21 protein-coding genes are annotated in these 24748 nt (G+C 66.8%); 4 read left to right on the top strand and 17 right to left on the bottom strand.

Translation table 11 applies throughout. The features are described 5' to 3' along the window. Positions 1–86: 86 nt before the first annotated feature. Both IFT58_RS04300 and gap read right to left on the bottom strand, forming a co-directional pair. Positions 87–1241, bottom strand: a complete 1155-nt coding sequence (locus IFT58_RS04300) for an N-acetylmuramoyl-L-alanine amidase (protein ID WP_192094006.1) — start codon at positions 1239–1241, stop codon at positions 87–89. A 159-nt stretch (positions 1242–1400) separates the two neighbouring features. After that, entirely contained in the window at positions 1401–2405 is a 1005-nt protein-coding gene (gap, locus tag IFT58_RS04305; protein WP_188326327.1) for a type I glyceraldehyde-3-phosphate dehydrogenase, read from the bottom strand. Between the two features lie 191 nt (positions 2406–2596). Between gap and IFT58_RS04310 the strand changes: the two genes are divergently transcribed. Next, positions 2597–3226, top strand: coding sequence for an OmpW family outer membrane protein (locus tag IFT58_RS04310; protein ID WP_192081542.1), 630 nt, complete (start codon positions 2597–2599; stop codon positions 3224–3226). A 196-nt stretch (positions 3227–3422) separates the two neighbouring features. Here the strand turns inward: IFT58_RS04310 and IFT58_RS04315 are convergent, their stop codons facing one another. Beyond that, entirely contained in the window at positions 3423–4115 is a 693-nt protein-coding gene (locus IFT58_RS04315; protein ID WP_197974550.1) for an aspartate/glutamate racemase family protein, read from the bottom strand. 116 nt (positions 4116–4231) lie between these two features. Here IFT58_RS04315 and IFT58_RS04320 point away from each other — a divergent pair, with 116 nt between their 5' ends. Beyond that, positions 4232–5059, top strand: coding sequence for a S1/P1 nuclease (locus IFT58_RS04320; RefSeq protein ID WP_192094008.1), 828 nt, complete (start codon positions 4232–4234; stop codon positions 5057–5059). 11 nt (positions 5060–5070) lie between these two features. Then, the gene (locus IFT58_RS04325; RefSeq protein ID WP_192094009.1) at positions 5071–5871 is read left to right on the top strand and encodes an MBL fold metallo-hydrolase; all 801 of its coding nucleotides are present in this window, start codon (positions 5071–5073) and stop codon (positions 5869–5871) included. Between the two features lie 56 nt (positions 5872–5927). Here IFT58_RS04325 and IFT58_RS04330 read toward each other — a convergent pair whose 3' ends face one another. From IFT58_RS04330 to IFT58_RS04340, 3 genes are read right to left on the bottom strand one after another with little or no spacing between them, the layout of a single operon-like run. Further along, positions 5928–6509 carry a hypothetical protein gene (locus IFT58_RS04330; RefSeq protein ID WP_192094010.1) on the bottom strand — a complete coding sequence of 194 codons (582 nt, stop codon included), beginning with the start codon at positions 6507–6509 and terminating at the stop codon, positions 5928–5930. Next, a complete protein-coding gene (locus tag IFT58_RS04335) occupies positions 6506–7714 on the bottom strand; it encodes a TonB family protein (protein ID WP_192094011.1) in 1209 nt (402 codons plus the stop codon). The genes IFT58_RS04330 and IFT58_RS04335 overlap by 4 nt, the downstream gene beginning before the upstream one ends. Continuing rightward, positions 7707–8069 carry a BlaI/MecI/CopY family transcriptional regulator gene (locus IFT58_RS04340; RefSeq protein WP_192081548.1) on the bottom strand — a complete coding sequence of 121 codons (363 nt, stop codon included), beginning with the start codon at positions 8067–8069 and terminating at the stop codon, positions 7707–7709. Before IFT58_RS04340 ends, IFT58_RS04335 begins: the two co-directional genes overlap by 8 nt. 206 nt (positions 8070–8275) lie before the next feature. Here IFT58_RS04340 and IFT58_RS04345 point away from each other — a divergent pair, with 206 nt between their 5' ends. Beyond that, positions 8276–10225 carry an acetyl-CoA hydrolase/transferase C-terminal domain-containing protein gene (locus IFT58_RS04345; RefSeq protein ID WP_192094012.1) on the top strand — a complete coding sequence of 650 codons (1950 nt, stop codon included), beginning with the start codon at positions 8276–8278 and terminating at the stop codon, positions 10223–10225. A gap of 291 nt (positions 10226–10516) precedes the next feature. Here IFT58_RS04345 and IFT58_RS04350 read toward each other — a convergent pair whose 3' ends face one another. From IFT58_RS04350 to IFT58_RS04400, 11 genes are all read right to left on the bottom strand, one after another. Further along, a complete protein-coding gene (locus IFT58_RS04350) occupies positions 10517–11239 on the bottom strand; it encodes an ankyrin repeat domain-containing protein (protein WP_192081550.1) in 723 nt (240 codons plus the stop codon). Positions 11240–11420: 181 nt separating this feature from the next. Beyond that, on the bottom strand, positions 11421–13421 hold the full coding sequence (tkt, locus tag IFT58_RS04355) for a transketolase (RefSeq protein ID WP_192094013.1): 2001 nt from the start codon (positions 13419–13421) through the stop codon (positions 11421–11423). A 403-nt stretch (positions 13422–13824) separates the two neighbouring features. Further along, entirely contained in the window at positions 13825–15153 is a 1329-nt protein-coding gene (locus IFT58_RS04360; RefSeq protein WP_192081552.1) for a dicarboxylate/amino acid:cation symporter, read from the bottom strand. 65 nt (positions 15154–15218) lie between these two features. After that, positions 15219–16919 carry a BatD family protein gene (locus tag IFT58_RS04365; RefSeq protein ID WP_192094172.1) on the bottom strand — a complete coding sequence of 567 codons (1701 nt, stop codon included), beginning with the start codon at positions 16917–16919 and terminating at the stop codon, positions 15219–15221. Then, positions 16919–18730 (bottom strand): VWA domain-containing protein, encoded by a 1812-nt coding sequence (locus IFT58_RS04370; RefSeq protein ID WP_249405591.1) that lies wholly within the window; start codon positions 18728–18730, stop codon positions 16919–16921. Before IFT58_RS04370 ends, IFT58_RS04365 begins: the two co-directional genes overlap by 1 nt. Further along, entirely contained in the window at positions 18730–19731 is a 1002-nt protein-coding gene (locus tag IFT58_RS04375) for a VWA domain-containing protein (protein ID WP_192094015.1), read from the bottom strand. The genes IFT58_RS04370 and IFT58_RS04375 overlap by 1 nt, the downstream gene beginning before the upstream one ends. Continuing rightward, positions 19728–20177, bottom strand: coding sequence for a DUF4381 domain-containing protein (locus tag IFT58_RS04380; protein ID WP_192094016.1), 450 nt, complete (start codon positions 20175–20177; stop codon positions 19728–19730). Before IFT58_RS04380 ends, IFT58_RS04375 begins: the two co-directional genes overlap by 4 nt. Further along, on the bottom strand, positions 20174–21094 hold the full coding sequence (locus IFT58_RS04385) for a DUF58 domain-containing protein (protein WP_192094017.1): 921 nt from the start codon (positions 21092–21094) through the stop codon (positions 20174–20176). The genes IFT58_RS04380 and IFT58_RS04385 overlap by 4 nt, the downstream gene beginning before the upstream one ends. 5 nt (positions 21095–21099) lie before the next feature. Further along, positions 21100–22137 carry a MoxR family ATPase gene (locus IFT58_RS04390; protein ID WP_192081556.1) on the bottom strand — a complete coding sequence of 346 codons (1038 nt, stop codon included), beginning with the start codon at positions 22135–22137 and terminating at the stop codon, positions 21100–21102. A 91-nt stretch (positions 22138–22228) separates the two neighbouring features. Next, positions 22229–22513: a YkgJ family cysteine cluster protein gene (locus IFT58_RS04395; protein WP_192081557.1), complete on the bottom strand. Its 285-nt coding sequence runs from the start codon at positions 22511–22513 to the stop codon at positions 22229–22231. Positions 22514–22755: 242 nt separating this feature from the next. Beyond that, on the bottom strand, positions 22756–24729 hold the full coding sequence (locus IFT58_RS04400; protein ID WP_188326310.1) for a type IV pilus secretin PilQ family protein: 1974 nt from the start codon (positions 24727–24729) through the stop codon (positions 22756–22758). Positions 24730–24748 lie beyond the last annotated feature (19 nt).

Here is a 24748-nt window from a genome sequence, read left to right on the forward strand (position 1 = left end):
ACGGCTTCCTGCTGTCGCTACGGGGCCACGATGGCGCCGACGGGCCGTGCCATGCTACGTCAAGCCGGGCCTGCTGGGCGCGCTGGTCACTGGCAGACGCGTCCGCCCCCTGCACCGACCCCCTGCTGGAACGCGTCATAGCCCTCGCGCAGGCCCTCGGCAACGGCCGCCTGGAATTGCGGATCCTGCAGTGCAGCCGCGTCCTGCGGGTTGGTGTGGAAGCCAAGTTCGATCAGGATGGAGGGCGCCAGTGCCAGGCGGTTTTCACCGAAGTTGCCGGTGCTCGGCTGCACGCGTACACGATAATCGGCATAGGCCGGCACCTGCTGGATGGCATCGCGCATCTTGCACAGCAGCACATGCCCCAGCCGCTGGTCTTCGCTGCGACCGGACTGATGGAACGCCATCATGCCGGTGGCCAATGGACTGGCGGCATTGGTATGCAGGTGCACCAGCACACCGGCCCCCACTTCATTGGCCATCAGCGGGCGGCTGCGGATATCGTCGTTGTACTCGCGCAGCGGCGTGCTGCGGTCGGCGTAGCTCTGCCAGATGTCGGGGCGGTCCGGGTACAGCGCCTGCGCGTGATAGCGGGCGGCCATCTGCCACCAAGGTTTACCGGCGACCGGATGCAACGCCGTCTCCACCGAGCGCGAGAACGCCCAGCGCACCTTTTTTCCATCCAGAGCGTCCGCGAATTTCTGGGCGAACTGCGGCGTCACCAGATCTTCAATCATGCCGTTTGTGGGCGGGCGCTGCAGGTACCACGTGGTGCCGCCGTGCAGGTACCAGCCATGGCTGGCTGAAATGAAAACGTCGACCCCTGATGCCCCCTCATCGAGCGGATTGTGCGCACGCGGGCGCGCCGGCGGCGACGGGAAGTAATGTTCAAGGCGGTGGCCATTGAAGCGGAATTCCAGCGACGGCGGCATGGCCCCCTGCTGCTCACGCTGCAGCATTACCGCCAACCGGATCGCCTGCAGGCGCGCGTCCAGCTCAGCCGGTATCTGCGGGCCACGCACATCGGCGAGCAAACGGCTGCCCAGTTCAACGGTCCAGCTGCCATCGGCAGCCGCCTCGGCACGGACGGTGCCGGACGAACGTACAAGCGGCCGCTCCATCTGCTGCACGATCGCCGCCACGATACCCGCATCGTCCGCCGGGGCAGCCGTCGCCCCCTGCACCGTTGCAACAACGCAGAACAGCCCTGCAGAAAGCAGTGGGAAGAGAGGGTTCGACATGGCGGTGCCTTACGAAGAGGAGCGACAGATTTAGCATCCGTGGCGTGTCCTCGGCTGTCGGAAAACCGCCTGTCGCGTGGGCTTCGTGATCGCCGACACAGGCCTGAAACGACGAACCCCGGCATCGGCCGGGGTTCGCGTATCACGTGGTGAGGCGGCTTACTTGGCCGCGACGACCTTGGCCATTTCCAGGCACTTGTTGGAGTAGCCCCACTCGTTGTCGTACCACGACACCAGCTTGACGAAGGTGCTGTCCAGCGCGATGCCGGCATCGGCATCAAACACCGAGGTGTGGGTCTCGCCGCGGAAGTCGGTGGCCACGACCTTGTCTTCGGTATAGCCCAGGATACCCTTCAGCGCGCCTTCGCTCTGTGCCTTCACTTCGGCGCAGATTTCGGCGTAGGTGGCTTCCTTTTCCAGCTCGACGGTCAGATCGACCACCGACACGTCCGAGGTCGGCACGCGGAAGCTCATGCCGGTCAGCTTCTTGTTGAGTTCCGGAATCACCACACCGACGGCCTTGGCCGCACCGGTGGACGAGGGAATGATGTTCTCCAGGATGCCACGGCCACCGCGCCAGTCCTTGTTGGACGGGCCATCGACGGTCTTCTGGGTGGCGGTTGCCGCATGTACGGTGGTCATCAGGCCGCGCTTGATGCCCCACTTGTCATTGATGACTTTGGCCAACGGCGCCAGGCAGTTGGTCGTGCACGATGCGTTGGAGATGATCGCCTGGCCGGCGTAGGTCTTGTCGTTGACGCCGTAGACGAACATCGGCGTATCGTCCTTCGACGGCGCCGACAGGATCACCTTCTTCGCGCCCGCATCGATATGCTTCTGCGCCGTTTCCTTGGTCAGGAACAGGCCGGTGGATTCGATCACCACGTCCACGCCCACTTCGTCCCATTTCAGGTTGGCCGGATCACGCTCCTGGGTCAGGCGCACTTTCTTGCCGTTGACCACCAGGTGTCCGCCATCAACCGATACCTCCGCCTTGAAGCGGCCGTGCACCGAATCGTACTTCAGCATGTACGCCAGGTAATCCGGCTCCAGCAGATCGTTGATGGCCACGATCTCGATGTCGTCGCCGAAGTTCAGCACCGCCGAGCGCAGGACGTTCCGCCCGATGCGACCGAAACCGTTGATACCAACCTTGATTGCCATGTTGATGAGCTCCTGCGGCCGCGCACGGCGCGGCGGGATGGATAAGGCCGGTTAGTCTAGCAAACCGCCTTCACTACCGGCGGACAGGACGCGCCAGCCCTCGCGCCCGTCAGGGATTTGATCCGGATCAAGGCGTTGCGTGCAGGGCGGGCAGAGACTGCGGGCATCAACCCCGCAACGAGACCTGCACCATGCGCCGCACCGCCCCCCTGATGATGGCCACCCTGGCCGCCGCTTCGGCCCTTACCGCCGCCCCTGCCATGGCCCAATCCAAGGGCGACTGGACGCTGTCGGCCGGCGTCCACCAGGTTGCGCCGAAATCCAACAACGGCGCCCTGGCCGGCGGTACGCTGAAGGTGGACGTGGACCGCGACATCAAGCCGACGATCACCGGCGAGTACTTCATCGCCGACAATCTGGGCATCGAAGTCCTCGCCGCGCTGCCGTTCAAGCACGACATCCGCATCGCCGGCCTGGGCCGTGTCGGCAGCACCAAACACCTGCCGCCGGTGGTCACCCTGCAGTACCACTTCAACAGCGCCGGCAAGGTATCGCCGTTCCTCGGTGCCGGCATCAACTACACCACGTTCTTCAGCGAGGAGACCGGCGGTGCACTGGCCGGCAGCACGTTGAAAATGGACGATTCGTGGGGCCTTGCCGCGCACGCGGGCGTGGACTTCGCCCTCAGCGAAAAAGCCGCCCTGCGGGTGGACCTGCGCTGGATGGACATCGACAGCAAGGTCAAACTGGATGGCCAGGACCTGGGCACCGTCAACATCGACCCGCTGGCGTATGGCGTGTCGTACGTCGTGAAGTTCTGACCGGCGGCGGCTGCTACCGCTGCAGTACCGGTAGAGCCGGCTTCAGCCGGCTGGGCCTTCCCCGTGAAATGCCCCGCCGAGCACGGCTCGGCGCTACCGGGGTCCGGCCCTTCCCATGAAACGCCCCGCCGAGCACGGCTCGGCGCTACCGCTGCTGGGCCCTCCCCATGAATGCCCCGCCGAGCACGGCTCGGCGCTACCGCTGCGCCAGCAGATGCTGTGCGGCCGCCTGCGCGTGCAGCGCCGTCGTGTCGAACAGTGGCACGCTGGCATCTTCATCCGTAACCAGCAACATGATCTCCGTACAGCCCAGGATGATCCCCTGCGCGCCGCGTTGCACCAGCCGCCGCATGACCCCGCGATAGGCCTCCCGCGAGGCCGGCAGCACGTGGCCGCGCACCAGCTCTTCATAGATCACCCGGTGCACCAGCGCACGATCTGCTGCATCCGGCACGACAACCTGCAGGCCGTGCTGGCGTTCCAACCGGCCCGTGTAGAACGCCTGCTCCATGGTGAACGCGGTGCCCAGCAGTCCAATGCGCTGGATACCCGCCGCTTTCACCGCCGTGGCGGTCGGGTCGGCGATGTGCAGCAGGGGAACGCCGATAGCGGCCTGCACGGTATCTGCGAGGCGGTGCATGGTGTTGGTGCAGATGACGACCGCGCTGGCGCCGGCAAGCTCAAGCCGTTGGGCCGCGTCGACCAGCAGCGTGCCTGCGCCGTCCCAGTCGCCTGCGGCCTGCAGCGCCTCGATCTGCGCGAAATCGAAAGACCACATCAGCAGCCGCGCCGAGTGCACGCCCCCGCGGGCCTCCCGCACCTGCTCGTTGATCAGCCGGTAATACTGCGCGGAGCTTTCCCAGCTCATGCCGCCAATCAGGCCGACCATGGTCTCTGACACGCTGCTCTCCTCGATTTCCTGCATAAGCCAGCATACCGCTGCGTGAGGCCGGCCCCCCTTATCGGGGCAAGCCACCTTGCAGGCCGACCGCTAGAATAGGGCCGATGAAAAGCCCCTTCCCCCTCCGCTCTCCCCTGCCCCTTACCGCGCTGGCGCTGGCACTGGCCCTCTGCTCCACCGATGCGCTTGCGTGGGGCGCACAGGGCCATCGTCTGGTCGGGCGCGTCGCAGAAAGCAGGCTGACGCCCACCGCACGTGCCGAAGTAGACAGACTTCTGGCAAGTGAAGCCGATCCCACGCTCGCCGGTGTGGCCCCCTGGGCCGACCAGCTGCGCGCCACCGACCGGGATCTTGGCAAGCGTTCCGCTGGCTGGCATTACGTCAACATCGCCGAAGACAACTGCGTCTACCAGGCCGCCAAGCACTGCCCGGATGGCAACTGCGTGGTCGAAGCGCTGAAGGATCAGACCCGTATCCTGTCCGACCGCAGGAACAGCGACGCCGAGCGCGCGCAGGCGCTGAAGTTCGTCGTCCACCTGGTCGGTGACATCCACCAGCCCATGCATGCGGGCTTCGGCCACGACAAGGGCGGCAATGAGGTCCAGGTGCAGTTCAATGGACGCGGCAGCAACCTGCATTCGGTCTGGGACAGCGGGCTGCTCAATACCCGCGGATTGGACGATGCCGGCTACCTGACGGTGCTGCAGGCATTGCCGCAACCTGCGCTGGCGCGCCGGGTCGACGTGCGCAAGGATGCGGAGGCATGGGCTGAGTCCAGCTGCCGTATCGCGGTTGAAAAAGGCGTTTACCCCACTTCGCGTAAGCTCGGAGCCGATTACACCGACCGCTATCGTCCCGTGGCCGAGAGCGAACTGCGCATCGCCGGCGAGCACTTGGCGCAGGTGCTGAACCGCGCACTCGGCCCGCGCTGAGGAGTCACCCGATGCCTGCCCATGTCCAGTCGTTCTTCCATCCCGACAGCAACACCTTCAGCTATGTGGTGCACGATGTGGCCACCCGGCAGGCTGCCCTGATCGATCCGGTGCTGGACTACGATCTGGAAACCGGCACGGTCAGCGAGACGGCGTTGACCCCTGTGCTCGGGCATCTGCTGGCCGAGGGACTGGCGCTGCGCTGGGTGCTGGAAACCCATGCGCATGCCGACCACGTGTCGGCGGGCCGCTGGCTCAAGCAGCGCTTCCCTGAGGCCACACTGGCCATCGGCGAGAGCATCCGCGCGGTGCAGGCAACGTTCGCCCCGCGCTACGGGATGGACCTTGCCGCTGAGGGGGAGGCGTTCGACCACCTGTTCGTTGATGGCGAAACGTTCGCGCTGGGAACCGTGCAATGCCGGGTGCTCGCGGTACCAGGACACACCAGTGACAGCATCGCCTACCTGATCGGTGACGCGCTGTTTCCCGGCGACTCCCTGTTCATGCCCGACGCTGGCACCGCGCGCTGTGATTTTCCCGGTGGCGATGCCCACCAGCTTTACCGCTCCATCCAGACGCTGCTGGCACTGCCGGACAGCACGCGGGTATTCGTCTGCCACGACTACGGCCCGGGTGGCCGCGCGATCAGCAACGAGACCACCATTGCCGAGCAGCGCGCACACAACATCCACGTACGCGTCGGCACGGATGAAGCGAACTTCGTCGCCAGCCGGCAAGCCCGCGACGCCACCCTGCCGGAGCCCAAGCTGATGCACCCGGCCATCAAGGCCAACCTGCAAGGCGGCGCATAAAAAAGGGGACGGAGGGGATTAAGTCGCAAACGGCCACATCTGTGGCCGTTTGCGACTTAATCCCCTCCGTCCCCTTTTCGTCGGACGTAGTGTCGACCCTTCACTATTTCGAAGGTGAAGGCGTACAGCAGGCTCACCGGTATGGGCTCGATGCGGTCGGGACCTTCACAGTCAGACGGCTCGCGAGGAAGCTTGCCCGGCGCGAAGTGGCAGATGGCGGCGGGCGAGAATCTCCAGTGCTGCACCGCCTCTTGGACCGCTTGCCGCAGCGCCCCGTTCTCGGCTGCCGCACCGGCCCGGCACTCCGTGCGGTCGGCAATCGGGATACTGCGCTCCACCTTGCCGTCTGCATCGACCACCAGCTGGACGCACACCGTGGTCAACGCCAGCTCCTGGCGCTGTTCTCGATCCCCCAGCACCGGGGGCGGCGCCGTGTGCAGCTGCGGCATGCGGTAGCTTTCGCCGGGTTGCAGGGTGTAGGTCTCCACGGCGCCGGACCCGATACCGGAGGGGGGCAGCGGATCCAGGCGCTGGTGGTCGATGTTCTCCTCGCGTGTATCCACCGCCTGGCGGATGTCGTAGCGGGTGCAACCGAGCATCATCAACGCCGCGATCGCGATGGCGGCACGTCCTGTCATGGCCCCACCGGCGGCTGGTCGAGTGCGAACTGCACGGGGATCTGCAGCGTCCCCGGTACGTTTCGCCCGTCTCTCACCGCGGGCGTGAATGTCCACTGCCGCGCGGCCTCAACGCTGGCCGCCTCGAACACTCCCGCCGGCGTCGCGCTCACGACGCTGACACCACTCGCCTTGCCGTCGGCGTCGACATCAACGCGAAGCACGACCTTTCCGGTGATGCCTCGTTCGAACGCCTCTTCCGGGTAGTCGGGGGCCGCCATCTGGGCCGCCTTGATATCGCGGTCAACCGGCGCCGCCGTTAGCGCCGGTGCGCTGCCTGCGCCTTGGCTTGCCCAGGCCATGCCGCCTGCACCGATACACAATCCCGCCACCATCAGATAACCGCAGGCGACGGGCACGCGTCCGCTCGTTCCTTGTTTCATCATGGAAATCCTCTCCTTCAACACAGGCTGTCCGCGCCAGTGGCAGGCCACCGGTGCGATCGGGTGGGCCAGTTGCGCTGTCAGCAACGCAGTGGCGTAAGACCGGCGATGGGCCGGATGTAACCGAAGAACGCGCGCATCACAGGCGAGTTCCTGATCGCGCTGCAGGCGGCGCGCGCTCCAGGCAGCCAGCGGATGGAACCAGAACAGGCAGCGCATCATCAGCACGACGGCATTTACCCAGTGATCGCCATGGTCGCGATGGCTGCGTTCGTGCTGGAGCACGAGATTCCGCTGCTGCGGGTCGAAGCGCGCGTCGAAACCAGGACCCACGATGATCCGCGGCCGCCACACGCCCACCAGCGCAGGCAGCCCCGCGTCCACGTCTGCCTGCCAGCTACCGTCCCCGCGCTGCCGGAGCACGCCCAACTGTCGTTCGAACCGGCGTTGGGCGATGCATGCCCTGAGCAGAGCAAGCCCTGCACCCAGCCCCCACAGCGCTGCCAGCAACGTGGCCCCTCCGCTCGCGGTCACCCACGGTCCGTTCTGGCTCGCCGCACCCTTCGTCATGGCGAGCAACGCCATACCGTCCGGGAGCGCGGCCGGCGGATACGGCAGCGGCACCACCAGCAGCGTCAGCAGCACGGGCAACAGCCACCAGCTGCGATACGCCAATGGCCCGCCGCCCAGCCGGAGCAGCAGCGGGCGCGCGACGGCCAGCAGCAGTACGCCCACCGTGAGCCACACGCTGGCCCGCAACAAGAGCATCAACAGGTCAGTCATCGCCCATCTCTCCGATCAGCCTGCGAAGCTCGGCGATGTCCTGCGGGCTGAGCTGCCCGCGTTCACTGAAATGCGCGACCAAGGGTGCGATGCGGCCCTCGAAGACGCGCTCGATGAACTGTTCGCTCTGCCGGGCCACCCACGCCTCGCGCTGCAGCAGCGGGCGATACAGGTACCGTCGGCCATCGCGTTCGGCCGCGATCGCGCCCTTGGCCAGCAGGCGGTTGAGCCATGTCTTGATGGTCGGCTCGGCCCAGTCCCGTGCACGCAGGGCCGCGATGACCTCCTCGGCAGCCAATGGCGCCCGCTGCCACAGCACCTCCATCACCACAGCTTCTGCATCGCTGATCTGCATGTACGTTTACACCTGTAATCGACAAGCTGATTACAGACGTAATCGCAGCGAGTGTCAAGCAGGAGAAAAAGGGGACGGAGGGGATTAAGTCGCATTCGGCCACGCTGTCGGCCGATTGCGACTTAATCCCCTCCGTCCCCTTTTTAGACGGCGGTTCAAGGCGGTCATGCTGTAATGCGGTCATCACGAACAAGGAACCTGCGCCGATGACCGATCACCTGACCGACCTTGATGCTGCCGTGGATTGGTTGTTGGGACGGGTGCAAGGGGCGGTGCGGATCGGTGCGCCACTGGCCTTGGGCAAGCCGCATCGGCTGCTCAACGCGCTGTATGCACGGGTAGAAAACGATCCCGCACGTCCGCTGCAGATCTACACGGCACTGTCGTTGAACCCGCCGGTGGCGAGCGGCGACGGCCTGGAGGCGCGCTTCATGGGCCCCTTCGCCGAGCGCCATTTCGGCAAGGACGTGGTGCGCTTGGCCTATGCCGATGCGATGGCGCGTGATGCGCTGCCCGACCACGTGCAGGTGGAAGAGTTCTACATGCAGTCCGGTGCGTTGCTGCGCTCGCGGCAGGCGCAGGCCAGCTACACCAGCCTCAACTACACCCACGCCGCTGATGCGGTGGCGCAGCGTGCACCGCATGCCATCGTGCAGAAGGTAGCGCGTCGCGAGGGCAGCGACCGGTTGTCGTTGTCCTGCAACAACGACATCACCCAGGACACGATCGATGCGATGGCGGCGCGGGGATTGCGACGTCCGCTGCTGATCGCCGAGGTGGATCCGCAGCTGCCGTGGATCGGCGGCACGGCTGCCGTGGAGGAATCCTTCTTCGATCTGATCATCACTCCACCGAGCCCCTACCCCGCGCTGTTCGGCCTGCCGCGGCAGCCGGTCAGCGATGCCGACCATGCCATCGGCCTCTATGCCAGCACCTTGGTGCGCGACGGTGGCACGCTGCAGATCGGCATCGGTGCACTGGCCGATGCACTCAGCCATGCCCTCGTGCTGCGGCATACCGACAATGCGTTGTACCGCCGCGTGCTGCATGCATTGGACCCTCAGTTGGCCACGCATCCGCTGGTGGCGGAGATCGGTGGACTGGGGCCGTTCGAGGAAGGCTTGTACGGTTGCAGCGAAATGCTCAACGAAGGATTCCGCAAACTCGTGCAGTGCGGCGTGATCAAACGGAAAGTGCACGATGACCTGACCCTGATGAAGCGTCTGGACAACGGGAGCGCCTACACCGCCGACCACGCCACCTTGGCGGCGGAAGGGGAGTACCTGCACGGGGCGTTCTATCTGGGCTCGCCCGAGTTCTACGACTGGCTGCGCACCCTGCCAGAGGACGAGTGTCGCGCAATCGGCATGCGCCGCATCAGCGAGATCAACCAGTTGTACGGCAGCAATGAAGAGCTTGAACGGTTGCAGCGGCGGCATGCGCGCTTCTTCAATTCCTGCATGATGGCCACCGCGCTGGGTGCGGCGGTGTCGGATGCGCTGGAAGATGGCCGCGTGGTATCCGGTGTCGGCGGCCAGTACAACTTCGTGGCCATGGCACACGCCTTGCCGGAGGCGCGCAGCATCCTGATGTTCCGTGCCGCGCGCGACGATGCGGGGTCACGCCAGAGCAACGTACGCTGGAACTACGGGCATACGACCATCCCGCGCCACCTGCGCGACATCTACCTCGACGAATATGGCATCGCGGATCTTCGCGGTCTGACGGACGCGGATTGCGTGCTTGCGATGGCGGGCATCACCGAGCGGCCTTTCCAGGACCCGCTGCTGCAGCAGGCGAAGAAGGCGCGCAAGCTCGGCACCGATGCTCAGCCGGACCCGCGTGCACAGCGCAACACGCCGCAGCTACTGTCGGCCACGCTGGCCGCGTTCCGCAGCGATGGCACCTTGCCGGATTATCCGCTGGGTAGTGATTTCACGGAGCTGGAGCAGGTGCTGCTGAAGGCGCTGGGCTGGCTGAAGGCCAATACGCAGACGCGCGGCGCGAAGCTGCGCACCGTGTGGGCGGCGATCTGGCAACCCGCCGGCGATGGCGATGCGGTGTACCTGCAACGGATGGGTCTACAGGCACCTGCGAACGTCGGTGAGCGGTTGAATGCGCGACTGCTGCGATTGGCGTTGGCACGTACGGCGTGATGCGGCGGGCGGGTGCGACCTCCGTAGCGCGGAGCCGTGCTCGGTGGCGGGATTTCGTGGGGCGATCAGCCGGCTGAAGCCGGCTCTACCGGACGATGCTGCTCGCGTCATGCGCGCGCGGTGGTAGCGTCGTGGCGTGCTCGGTGGCTGGATTCTGCAGGTCAGTCAGCCGGCTGAAGCCGGCTCTACCGGGCGACGTTGCACGCGTCGCGCGCGGGCGGTGGTAGCGCCGAGCCGTGCTCGGTGGCGGGACTTCGTGGGTCGATCAGCCGGCTGAAGCCGTCTCTACCCTCAGTTGCAGCTTGATCGGCCGGTCTTGTGGTTGATCGCGCCCTTTGCGATCAGCAGGTTCGCCACGTCGTCGAACCCGCCTTCGCAGGCACCGCTGAGCGGGCTTTCGTTGATTTTCGGTTTTTCGTTGATCGCCACCGCGTTCAGATCCGGATGGAACTGCAGGATGTACTCCACCGTCTCCAGGCGACCGTCCACGGCGGCCACCATGAACAGCGTTTCCTGGTCGCTCTCACGCGCGTCCCAGTCGGTCTCGTCGCGCAGCAGCCCGTGCAGGTATTCGACCACCGCCACGTTGCCGCCCATCACGGCGGACTTGAGCGCGTTGTAAACGTCAGCCCGGTCCGTCGCGCGGATGTCCGCGCCCTGCTCCACCAGGTAGTGGACCATGTCCTCGTAGCCGATGAAGGCCGCCCAGCCCAACGCGGTCTGGCCCAGTGCGTCTTCGTCCTTGGCTTCCAGGTTCTGCCCGGCTTCCACGCGTCGGCGGACCTCGGCGAGATTGCCCTGCTTCACCGCATCGAACCACGCCGCATCGGGACCGGTGGACCGGAAATCATAGAAATTCCGATGCCCCAGCAGATCCGGGTTCGAGATCTTATGCATCTGCTCGACGCTGTAACGGAACAGTGCCGGATCGGCCTTTACGGCAGGCGTGGCCGCCATGGCCGGGAAGCAGCTCATCGCCATCAGGCAGGCAGCGAGAAACGGGGTGGTTTTCATTGAAGGGCCGTCGCGGCTTGTTGCGGACGGGCCAGCATGACAAGGCCATGCACTGCTGGAAACAGGCCAGGCGACAACGCATCATTCCGGCGCTGCGGCCGGAAAACCGCGACGATTCAGCGCGGTCCGATGGACAGCGGGTGCAGCGGATCGAGGACCCGCTGCACCCGCCAGGCCGTGTTTACAGCGCCTTGGCAGCTTCCACCACGTGCGCGGTGGTGATGCCGAAGTGCTTGTACAACGCGTCAGCCGGTGCCGATGCACCGAAGGTGTCGATGCCGATCACGGCGCCGTCCAGGCCAACGAACTGGCGCCAGAAACCGGTGACGCCCGCTTCGACCGCGACGCGCTTGCGCACGGCGTTGGGCAGCACGCTTTCACGATAGGCCGCGTCCTGACGCAGGAACACATCGGTGGACGGCATGGAGACCACGCGGGTCTTCAGGCCTGCGGCATCCAGCTCCGCCTTCGCCTCGGTGGCCAGCGAGACCTCCGAACCGGTGGCGATCAGGATCACGTCCGGCGCCCCCCCCTGCGCATCCGCCAACACGTAACCGCCGCGCTCGATCTGGGTGATCTGCTCGGCGTCACGCGGCTGGTGCGGCAGGTTCTGGCGACTGAACACCAGGCAGCTCGGACCGTCCTGGCGGGTGATGGCGGCCTTCCAGCTGACCGCCGACTCCACCGCGTCACAGGGACGCCACACATCGTTGTTCGGGATGTAGCGCAGCGACGCCAGGTGTTCCACCGGCTGATGGGTCGGGCCGTCTTCGCCCAGGCCGATCGAGTCATGGGTGTACACGTGGATGGCATGTGCCGGGATCAGCGCACTCATGCGCACGCCGTTGCGGGCGTAGTCACTGAACACCAGGAAGGTCGCATCGAACGGCAGGAACCCGCCATGCAGGGCCAGGCCGTTGGCGATCGCGGTCATGCCGAACTCGCGCACGCCGTAATACACGTAGTTGGCATTGGCATCGTCGGTAGCAACCGACTTGCTCGCCTTCCACAGGGTCAGGTTGGAATGGGCCAGATCGGCCGAGCCCCCCACCAGTTCCGGCAGCAGCGGCGCGAACGCTTCGATGGCCAGCTGCGATGCCTTGCGCGAGGCGATGGTCGGGCCTTCCGCGGCGACCTGCGCGATGTAGGCGTCGGCCTTGGCGATGAAATCTTCCGGCAGTTCACCATGCGAGCGGCGGGTCAACTCCTCGGCTTCCGCCGGGAAACGCGCGGCGTACTTGTCGAACTGCTGTTCCCACTCGGCCTGGCGCAGGGTACCGGTACCGCCCGCACGCCAGCCGGCGTAGATCGATTCGGGGATTTCGAACGGACCGTATTCCCAGCCCAGCGCCTTGCGCGTGGCCTCCAGTTCGTCCTTGCCCAGCGGTGCACCGTGGCTGGATTCCTTGCCGGCCTTGGCCGGGGAACCGAAGCCGATGGTGGTACGGCAGCAGATCAGCGTCGGCTTGTCGTCCTGGCCCAAGGCCGCCTCGATACCGGCCTTGATGCTTTCCGGATCATGGCCGTCCACGTCACGCACCACGTTCCAGCCATAGGCTTCGAAACGCTCGGGCGTGTTATCGGTGAACCAGCCATCGGTGTTGCCATCGATGGAGATGTGGTTGTTGTCCCAGAAGCAGACGAGCTTGTGCAGGCCCCAGGTACCGGCCAGCGACGCCGCTTCGTGCGAGACGCCTTCCATCAGGCAGCCGTCACCCATGAATACGTACGTGTGGTGATCGACGATCTCCAGCTCCGGGCGGTTGAAGCGCTGGGCGAGCAGCTTCTCGGCCAAGGCAAAACCGACAGCATTGGCGAAACCCTGACCCAACGGACCGGTGGTGGTCTCTACGCCGGGGGTTTCGTGGTGCTCCGGATGGCCGGCCGTCTTGCTGCCCAACTGGCGGAATGCTTTCAGCTGCTCGATGGGCAGGTCATAACCGCTCAAATGCAGCAGTGCGTACTGCAGCATCGAACCATGACCGTTGGACAGCACGAAACGGTCGCGGTTGAACCACTTCGGGTTGTTCGGATTGTGGCGGAGATAGTCGTTCCAGAGCACTTCAGCGATGTCGGCCATGCCCATGGGCATGCCGGGGTGGCCGGACTTGGCGGTCTCGACTGCATCGGCGGCAAGGAAACGGATGGCGTTGGCCAACTGGCGGCGGGTAGGCTGCGTCATGGTTCTATAGGAATCAGGGAGGCGGCCGCGGACGTGCGGGCACGTCATTGTAGCGCCGCGCTACGCCGGGCGGACTCACACGGTAACCCCCCGGTCAGGCAACGGGGCAGTCATTCCGGTAGCGCCGCCCCGTGGATGGCGAGCGCAGGGGCGCACGGGGAACCCCGCCGAGCACGGCTCGGCGCTACCCAGACATCATCCGCTCCGGTAGCGCCGCGCCCTGGATGGCGAGCGCAGCGGCGCACGGGGAACCCGCCGAGCACGGCTCGGCGCTACCCAGGCATCATCCGCTCCGGTAGCGCCGACCCATGGTCGGCGAGCGCAGCGGCGCACGGGGAAACCCGCCGAGCACGGCTCGGCGCTACCAGGGCATCATCCGCCCCGGTAGCGCCGATGCGTGGATTCAAGCAATGCGATCAGGCGCAGGGGTCGGCACCAGCGGTTCTTCGACTTCGCCTTTCGCCACCAGCGTGGTCAAGGCCAGGTCGCCGGTGACATTCAGCGCCGTACGGCACATGTCCAGGAAATGGTTCACGCCCAGGATCAGGCCGATGCCCAGCGGGTTCACCCCGACCATCGCGCAGATCATCGCCACCACCGGCAGCGAGCCCGACGGCACGCCGGCTGTGCCGATGCCGCCGAGGATGCAGACCGCCATCACCATCACCTGCTGGCCGATGCTCAGGTCCACGCCGAAGAACTGCGCCAGGAAGATCACCGTGACACCTTCAAACAACGCGGTACCGTTCTGGTTGGCCGTGGCCCCCACCGTCAGCACGAAGCGCGACACTTTCTGCGGCAGGCCCATCTCGTCCGCCACGCGCAGCGCGGTCGGCAGGGTGGCGTTGCTGGAGGCCGTGGAGAAGGCCATCACCGTGGCTTCCTGCGTATCGCGGAAGAACGCCAACGGCGAGCGGCCGGACAACCAGACGGCCACGCCGTAGGTGACCACCATGTGCAGCCCCAGCGCCAGCACCACCACGCCGACGTAGGCGCCCAGGCGGATCAGCAGCTCGAAGCCGAACAACGCGGCCAGGTTGAACATGAAGCAGGCGACCGCGTACGGCGCCAGGCGGATGACCAGGTTGATCAGGGTCATCGAGACTTCGAAAATACCTTCGATCGCACGACGCAGCGGCGCGACTTTCTCTTCCGCAGTGAGCACCATGCCGATGCCGAACATCAGGGCGAAGAACATCAGCGACAGGATCGCCCCATTGCTGGAGGCAGCGGCGACGATGTTGTTCGGCACGATGGACAGCAGCATGTCCGCGCCCTTCGGCTGGCTGCCGACGCCGGCGACGATCTCCTTGGAGCGCTCCAGGTTCTCGGCCAGGATCTGGTTGGCCATCGCCGGATCCACGCCGACGCCCGGCTTGAGTACGTTGACCAGCACCAGCCCGATGGCCACCGCGATGCTGGACAACACGATGGTGTAGGCCAGCGTCTTCCAGCCGATCCGGCCGAGCGAGCGCACGTCGCCCATTTCCGACACGCCCATCACCAGCGCGGAGAAGATCAACGGCACGATGAGCATGAAAATGAGATTGAGGAACAGGCCCGAGGCCGGCGTGGTGACGTAATGCATCACCCACTTGGCCGCCTCCATCAAGGCCGGGTTCTGCCCGCCCAGCGCGTGCACCACGAGGCCAAGGACCAAGCCAAGGGCGAAGCCGATGCCCATCTTCCAGTGCAGGGGCATCTTCTTCTTCGCGGGGCTGGCTGCTGTCATCGGGTCGTTTTCCTTACAAGTGAGCGTACTTTAGCAAAGCGCTGCACCCCGCCACGCGGCGTGTTTCAACCGCGCGGATACAGGGGGGGCAACCCAGTCTGCGCGATTTCCACGGGCTGCGACCAGTGCGGACCGTCATGGAAGGCCTCCTTCAACAGCCGGCGCACCGCGACCAGGTCGCCCTCGCCCGCCCAGCGCGCCTGCTGCAGCGCCTGCAGCGCCGCGCGCTGACGGGGATCGCCCAGCTTTTCCATTACCTGCTCCAGTCGCGCCACCCCGGCCAGGGTGCACAGGGTGGACGCGACCACGGACAGGTCTTCGGACTCCAGTACGCGGCGCAACGCTTTGGTGGAGGAACGCGTGGCACCAGCGCCATCCGCAGCCGCCACCGGGACGCTCACGTCAGCACGCTGGCGCCCGCGACGCCAGCCCCACCACAGGGTCAGCAGCCATAGCAGCACCAGCCCGCCCACCGCTGCGATCCACGGCCACGGAGCCGCCGCGCGCGGCGGATGCTGGCCGTTGGCGGACAGCTCGCCCTCACTACCCGGCAAGGCGGCGTCGGTATCCACCGGCTGGACCGGCGGCACGGGGGATGCCACGCCGGCCGCCCCCGTGGCGACGGCCAACGTCAGGTCGGGCAGCGTGCTGCTGCGCGCCTGCCCGGCCGTCACATCCCACCAGCGCAGTTGCATGCCCGGCACGGTCAGGGCACCCTCGCGGCGCGGCACGACCGCGTACTTGCGCGTGATCTTCAGCTGCGGCGATCCACCGACGAAGGTTTCGTCGTACTGCGCTGGCTCGGCGAAGACCTGGGCATCGGCCCCCACGTCGGGCACCGGCAGTTCGGTGAACTGCGCGCGCGTCGCGCCAACGGCAACTGCTTCGACCTCGATCGTCGCCGCTTCACCGCTGCGTGCACGGTCGGGTGCAAGCGTGTAGCGCAGCCGCAGATCGTGCAGCGGCAGCCAGGGTTGCGGTGCATCCGCCGGTTGTGCCTGCACCTGGAGCGTCTGGTCCGCAGCGGCTGCACGCAGGCGGCCATCGCCGCGGCCGCCGAAGAAATCATCGAAGAAGCTGCCCGCCGAGCGTCCGTCGAAGCGCGCACCGACCAGCGTGAGCGGCCCGCTGCGTTCCGGGATCAGCAGGTAGCGACGCTCCGCCACGTTATAGCGTCGTCCGTTCACTTCGCGCACGTCGGTGCGGTCCTGTCCGACCACCTGCAGCGACGCACCCGCGGGGGTATCCAGCACCAGCGAACCGGAGGCAAGCTGCGCGGCGTAATACAACCGCACGACCACGCCAACGCTCTGCTGCACATACGGGCTGCGATCATCCACCTCGGTTTCAATGAAGGCCAGCGCGCTGCCGTCGTTGCGTGCAGGCGCGGCCTCGCGTACCTGCAGCTGCAGGGCGGGCGTGGACACCGATCCCACCTGCAACGGCGGCAACACCACGGTGCCGGCCCGTCGCGGTGACAACGCAACGCCGTGCAGCGTGCGGGTCTGCATGCGCCCGTTGCTCCACTCCACCTGGCGGCTGCGGGTCTGGTTGCTGAGCTGGAAGTCGGCGCGCAACGGCGCCAGATCCGGCGCTGCATCGCTGTCGGTCTGGATGTTCAACGTCACCGTGTCGCCGAGGTCCACCTGGGCGCGGTCGAGCCAGGCACGGGTCTGCGCCTGCACGCCTGCCGGCAGACAGAGCAGCATCAGCACCAGCAGCCACGTCGGCATCCGCATGAGGGTATAGGGGGGGGCGTGTCGCATCATGGTCCTTCCCGTTTCCTGCGTTCGGTTTCCAGCTGGAACTTGGCCCGCAGCAGATCGCCGGGCTGGTCCGGTACGCGCCGCATCCAGGCTTCCACCGCCTGCTGCTGTTCGCGTTGCTGCGGAGTCCGGCCATCCGTGCGTTGCGCCGGCTGCTGTTGCTTGCCATCACCATCGCCCTGGCCGCTCTTCATGGCCTGCTGCATGCGCTGACGCTGTTCGGCATCGGCGCGTGCCTGTGCCTGCGGATCAGCGGAAGGCTTCTGCTGCGGCGCACCTTGGCCGTCGTTGTTGGATGCCTGCGCGTTGGGGGGCGTGTTCTGCTGCGACGGCGACGGTGGGGCGCCAGCGCCTGGCGAGCCGGATGTCTTCGGTGGCTGCGCAGGCGGTTGCGCCGGCGGTTGGCCCTGACCGGCCTGCTGCTGCCCCTTCCCGCCCTGTGACGGCGGCGATGCGCCCGCTTTCGCACCGGGCGGCTTCTTGCGCTTGCGCGCCGCATCCACCACGGCCCGGTTGGCGACCGCATCCTCCATCCCCGGCCGCTGGCTCAATGCGCGGTCGTAGGCCTGTATGGCCCCATCCAGATCGCCCTGTCGCGCGCGCGCATTGCCGAGGTTGTACCAGCCCTCGGCGTTGTCCACCGCTTCGAACTGCCGCGCGGCGGTGCCGAAATCGCCCTGCTGGTAGGCACGCACGCCTTGTTCCAGACGCTGTTGCCGGCGTTGGTCCAGGCGCAGCCACGGGGTGGCCTTGTCGGCCTGCGCCGACAGCGCGGCTGCCGCCTTTTCCTGTGCCTGCAGCGGCAGGGGCAACATCGTCGACGCGCCCAGCAGCACCAGCACGGACAGTACCGCCGCACGACGGCGAAACGCCAGCAGTGCGAGCAGCATCACTGGCGGCAGCAGCCAGTAGCCCTGGTCCAGCCATTGCCGTGCACTGCCGCGCTCCTGTTCACCGGACACCTGGTCCGCCTGCAGCACGTCCAGTGCCTGCAGGTCCGTACCATCGCGAGCCAGCCGCTGGTAGCGGCCGCCGCCGGCTGCTGCCAACCGTGACAGGCTCTTCTCATCAAGTGCGGCATTGCTGATCTGGCCGCGCCCATCGCGATACGCCGCGCCCGCCGGCGTGCCCACGCCGAGCACCGACACCCGCACCCCCTGCGCGTGCGCCTGCGCAGCCGCCGCTACCGCGCCGTCGTCAGCCTGATCGGTCAGCAGCAGGATCTGGCCACCGCGCATGCCGCTTCGCTGCAGCAGCAGCGTGGCCCAATCCAGTGCACGGTCGGCGCGCTGGCCGTCGGCCGGCATCACCTGCGGCGACAGGGAATCAAGGTAAAGGGCCACATTGGCGACGTCGTCAGTGAGCGGGGCCACGGTGTAGGCATCATCGGCATAGACCACCAGCGCGATCTGCCCCCCCTCGCGCTGCTGCAACAGCGAGGCCAGCTTCGCGCGGACCTGCAGCAACCGCGATGGCGGCAGATCGGTAGCGCTGACCCGTGTGGACAGGTCCAGCACCACCACCAGCGGCGACTGCGGCTGCAGCAGGGTCTGCGTCTGTTGTCGCCACCCCGGTCCAGCCACCGCCACCACCGCGAGCAACCAGCCCAGCAGTACGGCCCACGGCCAGCGCCGCGCGCTGGCACTTCCGCCCTGCAGCAGATGCGGCAACAGGTGAGCATCCACGGCCTGTTGCCAGCGACCCGCGACGCGACTGCGGCGCCATGCCCACAGTGCGATCACGGGAAGGACCAGCAGCCCCCACAGCAGGTGCGGGCGCGTCCAGTGCACCATCGTCAGAACGTCGGACATCATCGTTGCCGCCCCGGCCACAGCCATGCCAGCGCGCCCAGCAGCATCGCCAACGCCAATGCCCAGAAATACACTTCGTTGCGTGGCCGCAGTGCCGGCCCGAGCGCTGTCACCGGCTCCAGCCGGTCCAGCTCGGCATAGATGCCAGCGAGTTGCGCGGTGTCACGCGCACGGAAAAAACGTCCACCGGTGACGTCGGCGATCCTGCGCAGGGTGGCTTCATCCACCGGATCCTGCGCTTGCCCGATGTCCATGCCGAACAGTTTCATGCCGCCATCGCCGCCGAAGGCGACGGTGTACACGCGGACGTGCTCGGTGGCCGCCAGTTCGGCCGCCCGCAACGGAGCCAGCACGCCGGCATTGTTGACGCCGTCGGTCAGCAGGACCAGCACGCGCTGCCCCTCAGGCTGGCTGCGCAGGCGTTTCACGGCCAGGGTGATCGCATCGCCGATCGCCGTCTCGCGCCCGGCCAGCCCCACCACCGCATCGCCCAGCTGTTCACGCACGCTGGCCAGGTCCGGGGTGATCGGCGTCAACGCGTATGCGCGGTCGCCGAACACCAGCAGGCCGACGCGATCCCCTGCACGCCGGTCCAGGAAGTCCGCAAGCACGGCCTTGGCCGCCGTCAGCCGCTCGACCACCTGGCTGCCCAGCACCATATCCGGCTCGCCCATGCTGCCGGACACGTCCATGGCCAGCATCAGCTGACGGGCCTGCACCGGCGGGCTCACCGCCTCGCCAAGCAGCTGCGGCCGCGCAAAGGCGATGCACAGGCAACACCAGCCCAGCCACAGCACCACGCGATGAAGGCGGGCGCCGTCATGGCGGGTCTCGCCGGCGATCTCCTGCAGATGCTGCGCCGACCACGGCACGCGCAGGGCAGACCCTTGCTGGACCGCCCGCCGCGGCCACCAGCGCATCAGCCAGGGCAGCGGCAAGGCGAGCAGCGCCCACGGCCAGGCAAGCAGAAGATCCGGCCACGGCCAAGCGGGCAACGTCATCGCGCGCCCTCCTTCAACAGCGACACGTAGCGTGTGCGGGCCCAAGGTTCCAGCGCGGCAAGCTGCTGCGGGTCCACGAGGGGCTGGTAGGCCCCCTGCAGCAGAAGCGCCTTCTGCGGCGGGGACAGCGAACCCGTCGGGTCCACCACCTGCAACCACGCATCGCCCTGCAGCACCTCATCGCCGGGCCGTTGCTGGCGTGCTGCACGACGCAGCAGGACCAACAGCGCTGCCACCCGTGCAGCGCCCGTGCCGGCGGCGGCGAGCTCGGCATCGAACTGCCGTTGCCAGGCCCGTTCGCGGCGAAGGCGCCGCGCACGCAACAGCAGCGGGATCGCCAGCAGAAGCAGGACAACGGCGGCCACTGCCCACCACCCCGGCGCGGGCGGCCACAGGCTCGGCGCAGGGGGCAGGTGCACGTCGCGCAGTGGCAGGTTCGTGCTCATGCCACGACCTCGCGTACGGCTGGTGACAGCCAGCTCGCGCTGTCTGCGTTGGTGGCCACGACATGCACCGCGATACGGCGCGCGGCAAGCGTCTCCTGCAGTTGCTGCAGCGGATCGGCGAAGTGGGCCTGCCAGTGACTGCGCACGGCGCTGCTGCGCAGGTCCACGCGCACGCGTCGCGATTCGGCCAGGAACGCCAAGGCATCACGCGGTGGCTCCAGCTCCAGTGGATCCACCATCAACAGCACATCGATTTCATGATGCTGGGCGAGTCCCGCCCATTGCGCCAGCGGGATCGCGGAGGCGCGCAACGGATCGGCCAGCACCAGCATCCGTGCACCGGGACGCAGCACGCGCCGGGCCTGGTGCAGCGCATGCTCCAGGCCTGCATCATCCGGCGGCGGAGCGGCATACCAGCGGCTCAGCGCATCAAGCACCCGCAGCACACCACGCGTGCCGCCGGCAGGTGGAATCGGGGCTTCGGTCAAGCTGCCGCGCAGCGCGGCCAGCCGATCACCGCGACGCTGTGCCGACCAGGCCGCGAACGCACCGACCCGAGCGGCCTGCACGGATTTGAACCGCGTACGGGTGCCGAAATAGAGCGCCGGGTCGGTGTCGGCGACGATCAGGCTGACGCGTTCGCGCTCAGCCTGGAACAGCTTGGTATGGGTGCGGCCGCTGCGTGCGGTCACCCGCCAATCGATATGCCGCGCGTCATCACCGGCGACGTACTCGCGCGATTCTGCATACTCCATGCCGCGCCCGCGCATCGCCGAAGGTGCCTGCCCGGCCTGCCCTACCCGGCCTCGCCGCGGCGCCGGCGGGCGCACGGCGGAACCGCGCAGCGCGACCAGCTCGGCCAGCGTGGGCACCAGGCCATCGCCTGCGGCGATGTCATGACTGTCGTTCACCGGCATGGGGATCAGGGTGCCGGCACGCGGGCCAGCAGTTCCTGCACCAGCCGCTCGCCATCCCAGCCCTCGGCGACGGCTTCATAGCTGGGCAACACGCGGTGACGCAGCACGTCGCCGGCGATCGCGCGTACGTCGTCCGGGGTGACGAAATCACGCCCGGCCAGCCATGCACGGGCACGCGCGCAGCGCTCCAGCGCGATCGAACCACGCGGACTTGCGCCCCAGGCAATGCGTCGTGCGAGGGCCGCGTCGTAGCGTGCGGGCTGACGCGAGGCGAGGACCAGTTCGACCAGATAACGCTCCAGCGCCGGCGAAAAATGCAGGTCCAGCACAGCGCGACGCGCCGCGTAGACATCGGCCATCGGCATGCGCGGGGGCGCGGTCGCGGGCGCGTCCAGCGCACCCCGCGCGCGCTCACGCGCCAGGCGCAGGATCTCGGTTTCCGCACTCTCGTCGGGGTAACCGATGCGCACATACATCAGGAAGCGGTCCAACTGCGCTTCCGGCAGCGGGAAGGTACCTTCCTGCTCAATCGGGTTCTGCGTGGCCATCACCAGGAACAGCGGCGGCAGCGGATACGTATGACGACCCACCGTGACCTGGCGCTCGCCCATCGCCTCCAGCAGCGCGGACTGCACCTTGGCCGGGGCGCGGTTGATCTCGTCGGCCAACAGGATCGGGTGGAAGATCGGGCCGGGAACAAACTCGAAGCGGCCTTCCTGCGGGCGCCAGATTTCGGTACCGGTCAAATCGGCCGGCAGCAGGTCCGGGGTGAACTGCACGCGGGAAAAATCCGCGTCCAGCCGGCTGGCCAGCGCGCGGATCGCCGTGGTCTTGGCCAGCCCGGGCGCGCCTTCCACCAACAGGTGGCCGTCAGCGAGAAGCGCGATCAGCAGTCGCTCGACCAGCTCGGCCTGGCCGACGATCTCCGTACTCAGCGCGGCGCGCAGCGTCTGGAAGTCGTCATGCAGTCGCGCATGCTCGGGCGTGGCCGCGATCAGGCCGGGGGTCGGAAAGGTGTCGGGTATGGAGGGAGGTGTATTCATGGCATCCATATGACCTCCGCAACGCGCGATAGGTTCCATGCCCATGATGGCAGGATCTGCATCGGGTCTGCGTCAAACCCGGTCAGCGGCATCAGCCCTGCGCAGAACCGTGTTCGTAGTAATCCTCGCGGATCGCCTCGCAGTAGGGTCCCGCCATGGTGAATCGGTGGCAGACGGCCGGCCGGATGTCATAGATACCGCAGCGCATCTGCGTACGGTCCATCGCCACGCACCAGCCGTCCTCGCCCCGCGCCATCGCCCGCTTGCCGCCGCTGTGTTCGGTCGTCAGGTGCAGCGGAACGGCGTCGTCCGCCTCGAGAATGGCGGTCAACCTGCAGCACACCGCATCACATCTGGAACAATCCGCTACTGTCATTGGACACCACCTCGGTCAGCGGCGGCGCGCTCCATCACGGGCGCAGCTCACAGGCCGACAAAGCGGGGACGGTACGCCCCGCACCGTGCCACGGCAATGAATTTGCGCAAGGCATGTGGCTGGGCTTCATGTTCAGACGGGGCGTTGATCGACCGCGAACGGCCCCGCACAGGCTGCGGGTCGCGCCCATGAAAAAGGGCCGCACTGGGCGACCCTTCTTCATGCAGCAGTGCGACGATGCGTCAGTCGGCTTTCTTGGCCACGCGCAGCACCTTCGGGGTGACGAAGACCAGCAGTTCGGCCTTGTCCTTGTTGCGGCCACGCTGCTTGAACAGGTTGCCGAGGAACGGCACGTCGCCCAGGAACGGCACCTTGCTGATGCTGCTGCGGTCGGTGAACTCGTACACACCACCGATGACCACGGTCTGGCCATCATCCACCAGCACCGCCGTGTTGACTTCGCGACGGTTGATCGACGGCACCGTGCCATAGCCCGTCAATTCAATGAAGCGGTCGACTTCGTCCTTCTTGACCACCATGTTCAGGAACACACGGTTGTCGTTGGTGATGGTCGGGGTGACCCGCAGCTCCAGCACCACTTCCTTGAACTGCACGTTGGCCTGGGCTGCACCACCGGCACCGCCACCGCTGATGGTGACGTAGCCGATTTCCTTACCCTGCTTGATCAGCGCTTCGCGCTGGTTGGTGGTCACCACGCGCGGGTTGGAGATCACCTCGCCGCGCGATTCTGCCTGCATCGCCGACAGCTCGACGTCCAGCAGATAACCCGCATTGAGGATCGACAGCGCCAGCGTGCCCGGGTTGCTCGCCGCCGCCACCGGCAGGTTGAACATCGGCCGCCGGGTGAGCGAAGGTCCTTCGCGAACCGGAGCCGCTCCCGTCTGACCACCCGCGATCCACTCGTTCACTGCCCGCTGATAGGCCGTATTCTGCGCCGAGCGGTCCGTGATGTTGTCGTAGTTGTCATCGATGTTGCCACCGAAGTACACGTTGTCGCGGTTACCACTGACACCGAACTTCGCACCCAGCTCGCGGGCAAAGGTGTCGGTAGCGATCACGATGCGGCTTTCGATCAGCACCTGGTCGACCGGACGATCAATCACGCCGATCAGTTCACGCATGCGCGCGACCTTCTTCGGAATGTCGCTGATCATCAGCATGTTGGTGCGTTCGTCAGCCACGATGCGGCCACGCGAGGTCAGGAAGCCGCTGTCTTCCTGCTGTGCGCCACCACCACCGCCACCGCCACCGCCGCCCGACGAACCGCCGATGCCACGGGCTTCGGTCAGCGCTTTGAAGATTGCCGAGGCGCTGTGGTAATTGATCTGCACGTAATCGGTGATCAGGTCCTCACGATTCTCGATCGCGATGCGGGCGTCTTCTTTTTCCTGCTCGAACTTCGCCAGCTCCTGCTGCGGGCCGACCCAGATCACGCTGCCATCGCGACGCTTGTCCAGGCCCTTGGCCCGCAACACGATGTCCAGCGCCTGGTCCCACGGCACGTTGACCAGGCGCAGAGTCACATTGCCCTGCACGCTGTCGGACGCCACCACGTTCAGGTTGGACTCTTCAGCGATCAGCTGCAGCACCGTGCGAACCGGCACGTCCTGGAAATTGAACGTCACCGGGCGACCGCTGTAACCGCGCTGCGCAACGGCTGCCGCAGCCTGGTTGATGCTGCTGGTGGTGACCGCACCGGTGGCCGCAAGACCCTGCTTCGGGGTGATCTCCACCACGTATTCGTTGCCGCTCTGGTAGGCCAGCGACTCGAACGCGGTGTTCGTGCTGAGCACGAGCTGCGTACCACCGCCATACGGCTTGGCGTCGATGCGCTGCACCGGCGTGGCGAAATCGGTGACATCAAGCGGCTTCTGCAGCTGCGCGGGCAGGCTGGCATTGCCGACGTCGATGACCACGCTGTTGCCTTGGCTGCGCAGGTCCGGGTTGGCGCCCTGGCCATCGAACTGCAGGATCAGCCGGCCTGCGCCGTCAGCGCCACGCTTGAAGTCGATCTTGGCGACCGACAGGGAAGCCGGCGCGGCAACGGGCGTTGCGGCGCTGGCGGCGGGCGCGCCGTTGGGCGCAGCCGCGGTCGCGTGGCCGCAGGCCAGCATCAACGCGACTCCCAGCGCGCCGATGCGGTTCAAGGTTGGGCGCCGGATCGGACGCAGCCCCTTGGCATTGTGAAAGGTCATCGTGCTATCCCCAGTAAAC

Origin of the sequence: Stenotrophomonas sp. CFBP 13718, assembly GCF_014842145.1 — a bacterium.
Taxonomy (GTDB): domain Bacteria; phylum Pseudomonadota; class Gammaproteobacteria; order Xanthomonadales; family Xanthomonadaceae; genus Stenotrophomonas.